This window comes from [Mycobacterium] stephanolepidis (assembly GCF_002356335.1).
In the GTDB taxonomy this organism is placed as follows: domain Bacteria; phylum Actinomycetota; class Actinomycetes; order Mycobacteriales; family Mycobacteriaceae; genus Mycobacterium; species Mycobacterium stephanolepidis.
On record NZ_AP018165.1, the window covers coordinates 3,719,665 to 3,733,691 of the forward strand.

Genomic DNA, 14,027 nt, shown 5'->3' on the forward strand with positions numbered 1-14,027 from the left:
GGGCAGGAGATTCAAGAGGCGACAGAACACGTGCGGGCAGCCCGGATACCGTTCCAGCGTTTGGCATCTGGGGCCAGAAGGTCGAACTGGTCAAGGACACGGGCTACGACGTGGTCGACGATGTCGTCCACAGTCCGCGGATGGTTGTAGAAAGCTGGCATCGGTGGCACGATCTGTGCGCCCATCCGCGACAGTGCCAGCATGTTCTCCAAATGGATTTCACTAAGCGGAGTTTCGCGTGGCACCAGGACGAGTTTGCGCCGTTCCTTTAGGGTGACATCCGCCGCTCGGCCCACTAACCCCTCGGCATACCCTGCCCGAATTCCAGCCAATGTCTTCATCGAACACGGTGCGATGATCATGCCGTCGGTGCGGAACGACCCCGACGATATGGTCGCGGCCTGGTCTTCGGGGTGGTGCACGGTCGCCGCCAGCCCGCCAAGTTGTGCGGCCGACATACCGCATTCCAATTCGATCGTCGTGCGGGCCCAGCGACTGAGAACAAGATGTGTCTCCACTTCCAGCTTCGAGAGGTGCTCCAGTAGTCGGACACCAATCACGGCCCCGGTGGCGCCGGTGATCCCCACAATCAGTCGCATAATGGTCTCTTTCGGTCACATAGTCGACCGGGTCTTGGCCGACAAAAATAGTGTCGCTGAATTCACCAGAAAAATTACCCATCTTCGAAGAGCCTGCCGAGTCCTGCTGCGGACTTAGTATGTTCAAAATCGGACCTATTCTTTACATGCGGAAGGCGGTGTAGATGGCTGAACCCACCGTGGCTACCGTTCCGTTCCGGGAACCGGAAGGCACGCTCCCTGGGGTGGCGGTGCTCACCTTCGCCGCACTTCTCGAACGTGCCCGCGGGCACGGTGTCAATCCGCACGCCCCGTTGCGCGCAGACTTCCACCATCTGATTGAGGTGAACAACGGTCGCCTTCAGGCATTCGTCGACTTCACTGAATATCAACTTGCGCCAAAGGATTGGCTGTGGGTTCGCCCACATCAGGTTCTCGAGTTCGGCCCGAGCCTGGAAACATCTGCCGGTTTCGCTGTGCTGTTTCGCCCAGGGTTTATCGATGAGACAACGGCCGCAGCAGTGCAGCTGGACAAAGTCGCGAATGCGGGTCCGTTGATCCAGTCAGTCTCTGCCACAAGAGCCATGAAGGTCCTGGCCGACGAGTACAGCCACCGCGATGACCTGCCGACCGATGTCCACATTGACGTCGTTCGCCGCTTGCTCGCCGTCGTGTTGTTGTGCATCACGCACGCAGGGAAAACCGATTCCGCCGCCGCGGGTGCGGCGTTCATGCGGTTCCGGGACGCAGTCGAACACGAATTTGCACACAAGCATCACGTCCAGGATTACGCGCGAGCGCTCGGCTACAGTGTGCGGACAGTTACTCGAGCATGTAGGGAAGCGACCGGCCAAGGCGCAAAACAACTGATCGACGACAGAGTGGTCCTGGAAGCAAAGCGCCTACTTGTACATACCGATCTGTCCAGCTCGGCCATCGGAGCGCGAGTCGGACTGTCAAGCGCCACCGCCTTCACGAAGTTCTTCCGCACTCGGACCGGAAAGACACCCAAAGCTTTTCGAGACAGCGCACGGGGACTCCGGGGCGGCCGGAACAACTGAGCGCGCCCACGCTTCGCGCGTAGCCCGCGTCATCCGCGCATCTGTATGTGACTCCGGAACGAGACTCTCAGTGCGACGCCGTGGCGGCCCGCTCGGCAAGATTTTCTTCGACCTCGTGCACCCACACACCATGGGCATGCGTGGTGTCCACCTCGATCTCGAAACGTTCTGTCATGTCCGGGGTGACATCTGCCAGATCCACATAGAACTGCTCGTACCAACGCCGGTGTTGATAGACCGCACCGTCCTCCTGCGTGAGTAACGGATTGTCTATGCGCGTCTTGTTCTTCCAGATCTCGACATCCTCCAGGAATCCGTCGCCGAATGATCTGGCCATCGCGGCGGCGAGCTTACGTGCGTTGTCCGGCGGCAGATCGGGCATCTCCTGGATGGCCACGCCCCACTGCAGCACGAAAGAATCGTGCGTCACCGGATAGTGGCAGTTGATAAGCGCCACTTCGACGGTGAAGCCGGGACCGAGGTCGTTGTGAATCCAGTCGATCATGTATGCCGGGCCGAAGTATGTGGCCTCCGACCGCACACCCGTCCCTTCCCAAAGCTTTTCGGGGTTGGGAACATAGTCGGGTCGTGGTTTGGACTCCATGAACTGGCTGGCAGTCTGCCCCTCGATGACGTTCTTGAAGTACGTCGGATAGGCGTGGTGGATGTAGAAGAAGTGCGCCATATCGACGTTGTTGTCGACGATCTCGCGGCAATGCGATCCCTCGATATGGATCGAGTTCCATTGCCATGATGACCATTTACCTTCCGCATAGCCCTCGATCGTCGGCGGGCTGAGCTCGGCCGGTGGCGCAGACCCCTCCGGGTCGTGCCACACCAGCAGCTGACCGTTCACCTCAAGCGTGGGCCAGCTGCGAGTGCGCGCAAGCTTGGGGGTGCGCTTGGCGTACGGAACCAGCGCACACTTACCGTTACCGCCCCAACGCCAGTCATGGAATGGGCACGCGATGTTGTCACCCTTGACGGTGCCCTGCGACAAATCACCGCCCATGTGACGGCAGTATCCGTCCAGCACCTTAATCTCGCCGTGCGAGTCGGCGAACACCACCAACTTCGTGCTGAAGGCCTCGATACCGTGCGGCTCACCGTCGCGAAACGACTCGGCCAGTCCCAGGCAATGCCACCCCCGGGCAAACCGGGTCATCACTGTGCCGCTGTCGATTTCGCGAATCATTTCGTCAGTCATCGGGGGGCTGTCCTTTCGCTGACTTGCCTTCCATACTGCGCGCTACAGCAGCCGTTGTCGCCCATATGCCGTGAATTGAGCATCGAGTGCGGTTTTGTCATCCGCACTCATCCGCCGATACACCGGCGTGCCCCTTCCCTCCCAACGGAACACGGGTTCATCGGTATGCCAGCGCTGCGCTTGCAGCTCGCGCTTGAGCACCTTGTTGGAACCCGTCACCGGCAGGTTTGCCGACACCCGCAGGAAACGTGGAATTCCCTTGCCACCCAGGTCCTCCTGCGTCAAGAGGTACTCGGTGAACCCGTCCACATCGAACGCCTCCGGATTGGCCACCTCGATGGAAGCCATCACCTGATCACCGGAGCGCGGATCGGGTACCGCGTAGGCACCTGCCGCGATCACGGACGGGTGGCGCCGCAGCACCCGCTCGATGGTCAGCGCCGACGTGTTCTCACCGTCGACCCGGATCCAGTCACCGCGACGCCCCGCGAAGTAGATGAACCCGGCGGCATCGAGATAGCCGAGGTCACCGGTCCAGTACCACCCGTTGCGGATGCGGTCGGCATCGGCGTCGTCGTTCTTGTAGTAGCCCTCGAACCCGCGCCGACCCTGTTTATCGACAATCTCGCCGACCGCGTCATCGGCGTTGAGCACACGTCCGTGCTCATCGAAAACTGCCGCGACACAATCTCGTAGCGTTTCCGGGTCGACGATCGCGACACCCTCGTGTGCCGGGCGTCCCAGCGCGCCGGACGGCGCGTCGGGATCGAGCACGACGGCTCCCCCACCCTCGCTGGAGCCATAACCTTCGAACAGCTCCGCACCGAATCGTCGTCGGAACTCGGCCTGATCCTCCGGCGAAGCCTCGGTGCCGAATCCGCGCACCAGCTGGTTCTCGGCATCGTCGGGTTGCTCCGCGGTGGCCAACAGATATCCGAGTGCCTTACCGACGTAGGTGAAGAACGTCGCGCCGAAGTACCGGACGTCGGGCAGAAAGCGTGACGCCGAGAAGGTGGGAATCAAACAGACCGTGGCGCCATTGGCCAGCGCCGGAGCCCACAGCGCCATCAACGCATTCCCGTGGAACAGCGGCATGCAGCAGTAGTCGACATCGCCGCGGTGATGTCCGAATTTGTCGGTGGCCAGGTGTGCGATCTGCGCCAGGCGGCCCTGACTGCATTTCACCGCCTTAGAAGCACCCGTGGTGCCGGAGGTGAACAGTAGCAGGAGCAGCGATTGCGCACCCACTCCACCGGAAATCGATGCGGCAGTGCGATTCTCGTCGATCTGCGCCAGATATTCTGGCGTGTCGATCACCAGAAACCGGTCCACCGTCAGACCCAGCTCGAGATCCCGCAACCGGTCGAGATTGCGGGTGTCGGTGACAATCAGCTGACAGTCTGTATGACGAATCTCGGCGGCCATCTCGACAGGCCCTCGGGTGGGATTGATACCCACGATGGTGGCCCCGACCAGTGCGGCACCGCCCAGCCAGAAGACGAAGTCGGGAACGTTCTCCAACAGGACCCCGATATGGAAGGGACCCTCGGCCCGCAACTTCCGCGCGAGCTCGCCCCGTGCGGCGGACTCACCGATCACCTCGTCCCATGTCCAGTCGCGATCGCGGGTACGTAGCCCTAGGCGGCTGTCGCCGACACGATCCAGGAGCATGGCAGCGATATCGGCCCGAGGAGTGGACTCACGAGTCATAACGCCGATGATGCGCCCTTCAGATCCCGGTACTCCTGCGGTAATTCCTCGGGGGCGAGCTTGGTGATGCTCACCGGTCCCGAGTGGTACGAGTCCTCACCTTCGATGAAGCCGTCTGCGTCGACCGGCCACAGCACCAACTGGCGGAATACCAACAAGTAGTCGGCGCCGGGCTCCTCGATCGGGAAGCCCATGCTCTGCGCGACCGCACCGGGATAGATCTGTTTGAGAAATCCCTCGGTGACAACGCAATCGTCGTCGACGAGAAGCCGATCCATCTCGAATTCCATGACGCTCATTCGCCCCCGCACCAGCCCCGCGTAGTAGGTGCGCACGCCGTCGCGGCCCTTGGGTCCGAAATCCTGACCGTCCATCCAGAAGTGATAGTTCGGATTCGCGTTCAGAGTGTCGATCAGTCCGTCGAGATCGGCGTCGCGCTCCAGCCTCATGTGATGCAGCACTGCGCCCAGCACCACCCGGTGCCGCTCGTTTGTCGTTGCGGCAAGCCGCTTTTCGACCATTTCCCAGGTCCGTCCGGTGTCGATGACCGCCATGGATCAATGGTGTCCGCTCGCACCTGTGGTGTCACCCGACAGCCGTCGAGAAATATCCGCGACGTGCCCGACATGTGGCGGCTGCCCGCCGGATAACTCCGCAGTGGACAGCGATATCCGCCGCAACATCAGCGCGAACGTGGCCAGGAATCTGTCCATCGGATCGTCGAGGTCCCAGCCCATCAACTGCTCGACATGCTGAATGCGTGCGGCAACGGTGCTGTGATGTAGATGCAACTCGGCGGCCGTGCGACGCAGCGTGCCGAACTGGCAGAGCGCCTCGAGGGTGTCGACCTCGATGGCACCGGCGGTCGTGGACGCGATCTGATCGATCCGCACCACATCGTCGATCTCGCGCAGCCTCTCCGGTGGGATGTCCGCCAGCACCTCCAGCAGGCGGAGCCGCTCGTACGCGATGGCACGCCGCCCGAAGCCGGTCGAAGACGCAAAGCGCAGCGCGCGCTGGGCCTGACTCCATGACGTCGGCGCCTGGATGACGGCGATGCTGGACCCGATCCCGATCCAGGGACCCGGCACCGCGCGGGGCGATGCCGGGAACTCGCCGACGATCACGACCTCCAGGTGATCCGACAAGGTTTTGGTGTCCTCGCTCGCCTGGCATATCAGGGCTCCGACCCGCCCGATGGTCGCCGCATGAATCACCCGGTCCGGCAGCACCTTGGCGAGCAGGCGCCGCGCATCCGCCGGTGCGGAAATCGCCAACACCCGCAGCTCCCGTGCGTCATCCAGACCAAGAAGGCGCGCTGCGCGCACCCGATCCTCGGGTTGCGAGCCGCTGGACAACAGCACTTCGACCAGGGCCGGATCGTCCATATGCAGGGTGGTCGGTGCCGCATCCGGCACAGATCGGCGCAGGACGTGGTGCAGCCGATGCAACAGGAACTCGTCGGTGGATCGGGCCTGGCCCTCGCGTTCCAGCCATGCCGTGGGCTCGGAGTCCTCGGACCACCGGACACCGATGGGGCACTCGGCCAGTTCGGCCGCCAAACGCACCGCGAGCTCCGCGTCGGCACCTTCGAGCTGGTCGAAACGGGACACGATCGTGAACACCAGATCGGCATCCAGTGCGGGCTGTTTGTCCATCTCCTTCTATGTACCTCGATCGGTGAACATCCATTCGAGAAAATTTCTGAGAACTCTCTAAGGCCCATGCGCGTTCTGCCGGGTGCAGCGCGATAACATCGGGACCCATGACGACCACCGAGCCCGATATCCACACCACCGCGGGCAAGCTCGCCGATCTGCGTCGGCGTAGCGAGGAGACACTGCACCCGGTCGGCGAGGCCGCCGTCGACAAGATCCACGCCAAGGGCAAGCTGACCGCCCGTGAGCGCATCCACGCGCTGCTGGACGAGGGCTCGTTCGTGGAGTTGGACGCGTTGGCCAAGCACCGCAGCTCAAACTTCGGCCTGGGCGAGAAGCGCCCGCTCGGCGACGGCGTGGTGACCGGTTTCGGCACCATCGACGGGCGCGACGTGTGCATCTTCAGCCAGGACGTTTCGGTGTTCGGCGGCAGCCTCGGCGAGGTGTACGGCGAGAAGATCGTCAAGGTGCAGCAGCTGGCCCTCAAGACCGGCCGCCCGCTCATCGGCATCAACGAGGGTGCCGGCGCGCGCATCCAGGAGGGCGTGGTCTCCCTCGGTCTCTACAGCCAGATCTTCCACAACAACGTCATCGCCTCGGGCGTCATCCCGCAGATCTCGCTGATCATGGGCCCGGCTGCCGGTGGGCACGTCTACTCGCCCGCGCTGACCGACTTCATCGTCATGGTCGACCAGACCAGCCAGATGTTCATCACCGGTCCCGACGTCATCAAGACCGTCACCGGTGAGGACGTCACCATGGAGGAGCTGGGTGGCGCACACACCCACGAGGCCAAGTCCGGCACCACGCACTACGTAGCCTCCGGCGAGCAGGACGCCTTCGACTACGTCCGCGACATCCTGAGCTACCTGCCGTCCAACAACGCCTCCGAGCCGCCGCGCTATCCGGGACCGGAGCCCACCGACGGCGCCATCGAAGACCACCTCACCGACGAGGACATCGAGCTCGACACGCTGATTCCGGACTCTCCGAACCAGCCGTACGACATGCACGAGGTCATCACCCGCATCCTCGACGACGACGAGTTCCTCGAGGTGCAGGCCGGATACGCCCAGAACATCATCGTCGGCTTCGGCCGTGTCGATGGCCGCAGCGTGGGCATCGTCGCCAACCAACCCACCCAGTTCGCGGGCTGCCTGGACATCAACGCCTCGGAGAAGGCCGCGCGGTTCATCCGCACCTGCGACTGCTTCGGTGTCCCGATCATCACTCTGGTGGATGTGCCCGGCTTCCTGCCCGGCACCGAGCAAGAGTTCAACGGCATCATCCGGCGCGGCGCCAAGCTGCTGTACGCCTACGGCGAGGCCACCGTTCCGAAAATCACCGTCATCACCCGCAAGGCATACGGTGGCGCGTACTGCGTCATGGGCTCCAAGGACATGGGCGCTGACGTCAACGTCGCCTGGCCCACCGCACAGATCGCGGTCATGGGCGCCTCCGGTGCGGTCGGATTCGTGTACCGCTCGCAGCTGGCCGAGGCTTCCAAGAACGGCGACGACGTGGACGCCCTGCGCCTGCAGCTGCAGGCCGAGTACGAGGACACCCTGGTGAACCCGTACATGGCTGCCGAGCGCGGCTACGTCGACGCGGTCATCCCGCCGTCGCACACCCGCGGCTACATCGCCACCTCGCTGCGCTTGCTCGATCGCAAGATCGTGCGGCTCCCACCGAAGAAGCACGGAAACATTCCGCTGTGACGAATGAAGAAGGTGCGTCCGTGACCGAAGAAGGCACCGAGACCAGCGAGACCGTAACCGACGAAAGCGATTCCGGGAAGGTGAAGGCCGCCGACGTGCAGGTGCTCAGCGGCAACCCGACAGATGAGGAGATCGCGGCCCTGGTCGCGGCGCTCAGCGCGCTGGCCTCGAAGGCAGAGACCGAGAGCCTCAAGCCTCGGAACCTCTGGGCCGAGCCCATCGACATGCTCCGCTACAGCCCGCACAGCTGGCAGCGAGTCACCCTGTTCGAGCGCGCGAAGCTGGCGCGCCCGCAGGGCATGTTCTAGACGGCCGTCACCGGCCCCGTGACCGCATTTGTCCTGGCCTCGGCCTCTCCCGCGCGCGAACGGATCCTGGAGCAGGCCGGCCTGAACCCGGTCGTCATCGTCTCGCATGTCGACGAGCATCTCGTCATGGCCACCCAGCCCTCGGGTACCGCCCCGGAGCGAGCCGTGGAAGTGCTGGCCTGCGCCAAGGCCTTTGACGTCGCGACGACCCTGGCCGGCAAGGTGGCCGCCGACGCGGTGGTGCTGGGCTGCGATTCGATGCTCCTGCTCGACGGCACGTTGCAGGGCAAGCCGGGCACCGTAGCGGAAGCGCGCCGCCGCTGGGCGCTGATGGCCGGGCGGTCCGCTCAGCTGCTGACCGGGCACTGCCTGGTGCGGGTGATCGAAGGCAAGCCCGTCGCACGCGTCAGTGAAACACGCTCGACCACAGTGCGTTTCGGCAACCCATCGGACGCAGATCTCGAGGCGTATCTGGCTACCGGCGAGCCACTGCAGGTGGCCGGAGCCTTCACGCTCGACGGACTGGGCAGCTGGTTCGTCGAAGGCATCGATGGCGATCCCTCGAATGTGATCGGGGTCAGCGTGCCGCTGTTGGGCCAATTGCTGAGCAGGCTGGACGTACCCGCCTCGTCATTGTGGGTCCGGCACGAAAAGCACGTGCCCCCAAAGCCATTCCATCCGGACACTCCTACCCCTGCCCCGCTGCCGCCCCGCATGGTGCCGTTGTTCGACTCACTCGTCATGATCGGGCCGACCCAACAGCAGGAATTCAAGGACGCCCAGGGCAGCCCGATTCCGCACATGCCGTCGGTCAATGCCAGCTTTCAGAACGCCTGCCGCGACGATTCCTTCGACCTCGGCGTGCACACCAACCGCGGCGCCTGCCTGTGGACCGGCGACTACCTGAACACCGGTGACGGCATTCAGCTGATTCCCGTCGACCCCGCCAGCCCCTCGGTGGCACTCGGAGGACGTTCCAAACCCCTTACGCTGCCAACGGATGCGCAGGACGGTGCCCGGCTGCTGCCCACCGGATCTGCGGAGCTGGCGCATCGTTCGCTGTTGTTCGCCTCGTGTATTCCGTCGCCGGGATGCAGCACCTTCGTCTCGGCGGACACCACCGTCTACGACGTGAGCGAGCCGGGCAGATCGACATACCAACCGATGGGTGTCATGGCCGGAATCTCCCAGCCGAGCGGGGTTTCGGCGACCGGTCGACGAATGCTGGTGGCGGGAAATGCCGGAACCGGCCCCTGGGCGCCGCGGTATGCGTGGCTCACACCTCCGATCGACGATCCGGCCTTCCTGGACTCGTCGGCGTGGGAGAAGATCGGTCAGATCAGCGGTGGCGGCGACCGTGAGAATCAGTTGTTCGCGCTACCTGCAGGCGGTTTCGGCCTGCTCGATTCCAACGGCTCCGGCGACGCGCACATCGGACTCAAGCTGTTTCGCACTCCTCAGGAGTTGGTCAGCGAGCCCATGACAGTGCTGATCCGCAACGATCCGTCAGATCCGCGACCGGATGATCCGTTCATCTCCCGTGATCCACACAAGCTGTTGCAGCCGTATGGACCGCAGGTCGTCAGCATCACCATGAACGCCGATGGCACTCAGACGCTGTATTTTCTGGTGAGCCAATGGGTTACCGATCCCACCCGGGCTTACCGAACCATCCTGTATTCCATTGTGTTGACGCCCCAATATCTGAGCATCTAGCCCTACTGCCCGAACAGATCGGGACGCTCGGCGGCCCGGCGCCAGTCCTCCGGCGTGCCCACCAGCGCCACCGCCGCCCGCAGCATGGCGGCGCGCGCCTCCCGGCGATCGCTGCCGGGCGTCGACGAGTAGCGGTAACTGCCCGCCTGCAGGGTTCCGAACAACATCCGGAAGGCCTCTGACGATGGTGCAGGACGGCCGGACTCGATGATCCGGCCGCGCAGCATGTCGACCATCACCTCCTCGTTCTCCTGGCGCAATCGATGCGCGGAGGAAGCCGGATCGTGGGCCTCGATATGGAACACCCGCGCCGCATCGCCCATCTCCTCGGTGGTATCGAGGTAAACGTCCACCGCCGCAACGATTTGAGTGATCAGATCGGCCGGCTCCACCATCGCCGCGTAGAGCCTCCCGTTGAGCTGCGACTGGGTGTGATTGACCAATGCGGTGATGACATCGTCGGTTCCATCGAAGAACACATAGAACGTCGGCCGGGACAGGCGAGCCTTCTTGACGATGCGCGCCACGGTCGTGCCGCGCTGCCCGTGCTTGGCGTACACGGCACCGGCAGCGGCGAGGATACGTGCGCGCATCTGCTCGTGCTGCTCGGGCGTGCGCGCGGGGCGCCCCCGGGACCGACCCGACGGGGTATTGACAGCCATCAGAGCTGGAGCCTACCTTTCCAATTAGCTTAACATCACTGTAAACAATATTTGTGATCGATCACAGGAGCGCTATGGCGGACATCAGTTTCCCCACAAAAAGTGGTGAAGTCACAGGCATTTTGGAGAAGCCCGCGGGCGACGGGCCGTGGCCGTCGATCGTGGTGTTGCATGACATCAACGGCTCCACTCCCGACTTGCGTCGCATCACCAAGAACGTGGCGGCCAACGGCTACGTGGCCCTGGCGCCCGATCTGTACTCGCGTGGACGTATCCGGTGCATCAGCCGAGTGATGACCAACCTCATTACCCGCCGAGGCCGTGCGATCGACGAGATCCTGGCTGCGCGCGATCACCTGTTGTCGCTTCCGTACACCACCGGCGGGGTCGGTGTCGCCGGTTTCTGCATGGGCGGCGGATTCGTACTTATCACCTCAACCAAGGGTTTTGACGCGGCCGCACCCTTCTACGGTGCGATGCCCGGCCCCTACTGCGACCATTTCGAGGGAGCGTGCCCCGTCGTCGCGAGCCTGGCCACTCGGGACCCATTCGTGGTTCGGGGGGAGCCTCGGTTGCGCAAGGCGCTGGAGGCCCACGGCATCGAACACGACATCAAGAAGTACGACGCGGGGCACAGTTTCGCCAACCAGCTGCCGATGCAACCACTGATGCGAATCGCCGGATTCGGGTACTCCCCCGAAGCGGAGGCCGACGCCTGGGAACGGGTCTACTCCTTTTTCGCTCAGCACCTTCACGACGACGACAGGCTGCAGGAGGCCCAATGACAACCCCGACCGCATTGGATCGGCTCGGCGAGCTTGTCTGGTCCGACGCACTCGACGCGGGCGCGCATTCGTCGGCAGGCTATCTGGATCTGCTTCCGCCGCCCTCGGATCAACCTCAGCGCGCCGCGCAGCGCGCCATGAACAACCCGGTGGTGGCCGCGATCTATCAAGGACCATGGCGCTGGGGCCAGACCGTGCTCTACACCGGCATCACGCCCTCGGCAGAACGGCGCCGTGCGGCACGGGCCCTGCGACTCGACGCGGCCCACACACTGCTCGATGTCGCCTGCGGGCCAGGAAACTTCACCAAACACCTGGGCGGCCAGTTATCCGCCGGAGGGCTGGCCGTCGGGCTCGACTTCTCCGAACCCATGCTGCGGCGCGCGGTCCGGACCAACACCGCGGACGGGGTCGGATACCTGCGTGCGGACGCGCGCACCCTGCCGTTCGACGACGGAAGCTTTGATGCGGTGTGCTGTTTCGCCGCACTGTATCTGGTACCCGAGCCCTTCAAGGTTCTCGATGAGATGCTCCGGGTGCTCAGGCCGGGCGGCCGGATCGCGGTGATGACCAGCTGCACCCGCGGCCCCAGGCTCGTCCGATCGCTCTCCGTGAAAATGGCGGCACGCAACGGCTTACACGGCTTCGACCGCGACGACATCACCTCGGTGCTGTGGAACTCGGGATTTCACGACATTGAGCAGGAGGTCCGGGGGCTCTCACAGTTCGTGAGTGCGACAAAGAGCTAGACGACGAGTCATACAACGGCGCTCAGCAGCAGAACCATCGCAAACCCGACGACCGAAATCACCGTTTCCATCACCGACCACGACTTGAGGGTCTGGCCGACGGTCATCCCGAAATACTCCTTCACCAACCAGAATCCGGCGTCGTTGACGTGGGAGAAGAAGAGCGACCCGGCACCTATCGCGAGCACCAACAGCGCGACGTGCGCGGTAGACATGTCTGCGGCGAGCGGAGAGACGATACCGGCGGCGGTGATCGTCGCCACCGTGGCCGAACCGGTGGCCAATCGGATAAGCACCGCGATAAGCCAGCCCAGCACCAGCGCGGGGATATGCCATTTCTCCGACCAGGTGCTCACGGCGTCACCGACCCCCACGTCGATGAGGGTCTGCTTGAATCCGCCCCCGGCACCGACGATGAAGACGATGCCCGCGATGGGCCCGAGCGACTTCTCGATGATTCCCGAGACACCCGCGCGGTCCAGGCCAGATGCCGTGCCCAGTGTCACCATTGCCACCAGAGTCGCCACCAGCAGCGCCACCAGCGGCGTGCCTGCAGTATCGAAAATCCTTTGCACCAGCGATTTCGGATCATCGATCACCACGTCGGAGAGTGCCTTCGCCAACATCAGACCCACCGGAAGCAAGATCGTCGCCAACACCGCGGCAACACTGGGAGCCGGTCCCTTTCGGTCGGCTTCGGGTACGGTCGCGGTCGGGATGTCCAGTGGCCCCACCCAGCGCTCTGCCACCCGCGCATAGAGAGGCCCCGCGACAATCAGGGTGGGCACCGCGGCCAGCAGACCGAACGCCAGGGTGACACCCAAGTCCGCCTTCAGCGCGTCCACCGCCACCAAGGGACCCGGGTGTGGCGGAACCAGGCCGTGCAATACGGAGAGCCCCGCCAGCGCGGGAATTCCCACCCGCAGCAGTGGCACATTTCCCCGGCGCGCCACCAAAAGCACGATCGGAATCAGCAGCACCACACCCACTTCGAAGAACAAAGGCAGCCCGAGCACGGCCGCGATCAAGGCCACCGCCCAGGGCAGCATGCGTGGACCCGACCGTGCGAGCACGGCATCGGCGACGATGTTGGCGCCGCCGGAGTCGGCCAACAGGCGGCCCAGCATCGCCCCCAAACCGATGAGCAGTCCGACACCGGCGATGGTCGAGCCGAAGCCCGTCACAAAGGATCCCAAGATTTTGTCGAACGGCACACTCGCGACGGCGGCCAGGGTTCCCGATCCGAGCAGCAGCGCCAGGAAGGGATGCATCTTGAGCCGGGTGATGAGCGCGATGATCACGCCGATGCTCAGCACCACGGCAACAAGTAGCCGAACGTCGCTGGTGGTGTGCGGGATCTTCGCCGGCTCGGCCAGCAGAATCAGGTTGGCGTTCATGCGCCGATCTGCCTCAAGGCCTCCGCTACCAGTTCATCCGGCCCGATACCGACATCCAACACCGCACCCCGCTCATCGGGTTGCAGTGGTTCGAGAATCTCGAACTGCGAATCCAACAACGACGTTGGCATGAAATGTCCTGAGCGATGTGACATCCGGTCACCGATGAGCGCCCTGTCTCCGGACAAATACACGAAGAACGCGTCCGGGTATCCCGCACGGAGAACGTCACGGTAGCGGCGTTTGAGTGCCGAACAGGTGACCACCCCACCTGTCCCCTCCCGTCCGCGCTCGGACATCCATTCGGCGATACGCTGCAGCCACGGCCATCTATCGGTGTCGTCCAGCGGGATTCCGGCCGACATCTTGGCGATGTTCGCGTCCGGGTGGAAATCATCACCCTCAGCACAGGGCGCACCGAGGAGCTGCGCCAGGGCCTGCGCCACGGTCGATTTGCCGACCCCCGCCACACCCATGA

12 protein-coding genes and 2 pseudogenes are annotated in these 14,027 nt (G+C 63.8%); 6 read left to right on the top strand and 8 right to left on the bottom strand.

The window, feature by feature from the left end; genetic code table 11:
* Window positions 1–11: 11 nt before the first annotated feature.
* Window positions 12–599 (bottom strand): non-oxidative hydroxyarylic acid decarboxylases subunit B, encoded by a 588-nt coding sequence (locus MSTE_RS18520; protein WP_096503428.1) that lies wholly within the window; start codon window positions 597–599, stop codon window positions 12–14.
* A gap of 164 nt (window positions 600–763) precedes the next feature.
* Here MSTE_RS18520 and MSTE_RS18525 point away from each other — a divergent pair, with 164 nt between their 5' ends.
* Window positions 764–1,639 (top strand): helix-turn-helix transcriptional regulator, encoded by an 876-nt coding sequence (locus MSTE_RS18525; RefSeq protein ID WP_096503430.1) that lies wholly within the window; start codon window positions 764–766, stop codon window positions 1,637–1,639.
* Window positions 1,640–1,706: 67 nt separating this feature from the next.
* On the opposite strand, the gene MSTE_RS18530 is transcribed toward MSTE_RS18525, so the two are convergent.
* From MSTE_RS18530 to MSTE_RS18545, 4 genes and pseudogenes are all read right to left on the bottom strand, one after another.
* Window positions 1,707–2,846, bottom strand: coding sequence for a Rieske 2Fe-2S domain-containing protein (locus MSTE_RS18530; RefSeq protein WP_096503432.1), 1,140 nt, complete (start codon window positions 2,844–2,846; stop codon window positions 1,707–1,709).
* A 42-nt stretch (window positions 2,847–2,888) separates the two neighbouring features.
* A complete protein-coding gene (locus MSTE_RS18535) occupies window positions 2,889–4,556 on the bottom strand; it encodes an AMP-binding protein (RefSeq protein ID WP_096503434.1) in 1,668 nt (555 codons plus the stop codon).
* Window positions 4,553–5,110, bottom strand: coding sequence for a nuclear transport factor 2 family protein (locus tag MSTE_RS18540; RefSeq protein WP_096503436.1), 558 nt, complete (start codon window positions 5,108–5,110; stop codon window positions 4,553–4,555). The genes MSTE_RS18535 and MSTE_RS18540 overlap by 4 nt, the downstream gene beginning before the upstream one ends.
* A gap of 84 nt (window positions 5,111–5,194) precedes the next feature.
* A pseudogene (locus tag MSTE_RS18545) lies at window positions 5,195–6,214 on the bottom strand (PucR family transcriptional regulator); the annotation flags it as partial.
* A gap of 107 nt (window positions 6,215–6,321) precedes the next feature.
* Between MSTE_RS18545 and MSTE_RS18550 the strand changes: the two are divergent.
* The 3 genes and pseudogenes from MSTE_RS18550 to MSTE_RS25740 all read left to right on the top strand — a co-directional run.
* Entirely contained in the window at window positions 6,322–7,932 is a 1,611-nt protein-coding gene (locus MSTE_RS18550) for an acyl-CoA carboxylase subunit beta (RefSeq protein WP_096503440.1), read from the top strand.
* A complete protein-coding gene (locus MSTE_RS18555) occupies window positions 7,929–8,240 on the top strand; it encodes an acyl-CoA carboxylase epsilon subunit (protein WP_096503442.1) in 312 nt (103 codons plus the stop codon). Before MSTE_RS18550 ends, MSTE_RS18555 begins: the two co-directional genes overlap by 4 nt.
* Before the next feature lie 18 nt (window positions 8,241–8,258).
* Window positions 8,259–8,885 (top strand): annotated as a pseudogene (locus tag MSTE_RS25740) (Maf family protein); the annotation flags it as partial.
* Between the two features lie 1,073 nt (window positions 8,886–9,958).
* On the opposite strand, the gene MSTE_RS18565 reads toward MSTE_RS25740, so the two are convergent.
* Entirely contained in the window at window positions 9,959–10,618 is a 660-nt protein-coding gene (locus tag MSTE_RS18565; protein ID WP_096503446.1) for a TetR/AcrR family transcriptional regulator, read from the bottom strand.
* A gap of 74 nt (window positions 10,619–10,692) precedes the next feature.
* Here MSTE_RS18565 and MSTE_RS18570 point away from each other — a divergent pair, with 74 nt between their 5' ends.
* Entirely contained in the window at window positions 10,693–11,403 is a 711-nt protein-coding gene (locus MSTE_RS18570; RefSeq protein WP_096503448.1) for a dienelactone hydrolase family protein, read from the top strand.
* Window positions 11,400–12,152 (top strand): class I SAM-dependent methyltransferase, encoded by a 753-nt coding sequence (locus MSTE_RS18575; protein ID WP_096503450.1) that lies wholly within the window; start codon window positions 11,400–11,402, stop codon window positions 12,150–12,152. Before MSTE_RS18570 ends, MSTE_RS18575 begins: the two co-directional genes overlap by 4 nt.
* A gap of 8 nt (window positions 12,153–12,160) precedes the next feature.
* On the opposite strand, the gene MSTE_RS18580 is transcribed toward MSTE_RS18575, so the two are convergent.
* Together MSTE_RS18580 and MSTE_RS18585 are read right to left on the bottom strand one after the other, a co-directional pair.
* Window positions 12,161–13,549 (bottom strand): GntP family permease, encoded by a 1,389-nt coding sequence (locus MSTE_RS18580; protein ID WP_096503452.1) that lies wholly within the window; start codon window positions 13,547–13,549, stop codon window positions 12,161–12,163.
* Window positions 13,546–14,025 (bottom strand): gluconokinase, encoded by a 480-nt coding sequence (locus MSTE_RS18585; protein ID WP_408645926.1) that lies wholly within the window; start codon window positions 14,023–14,025, stop codon window positions 13,546–13,548. The genes MSTE_RS18580 and MSTE_RS18585 overlap by 4 nt, the downstream gene beginning before the upstream one ends.
* Window positions 14,026–14,027: the final 2 nt, after the last annotated feature.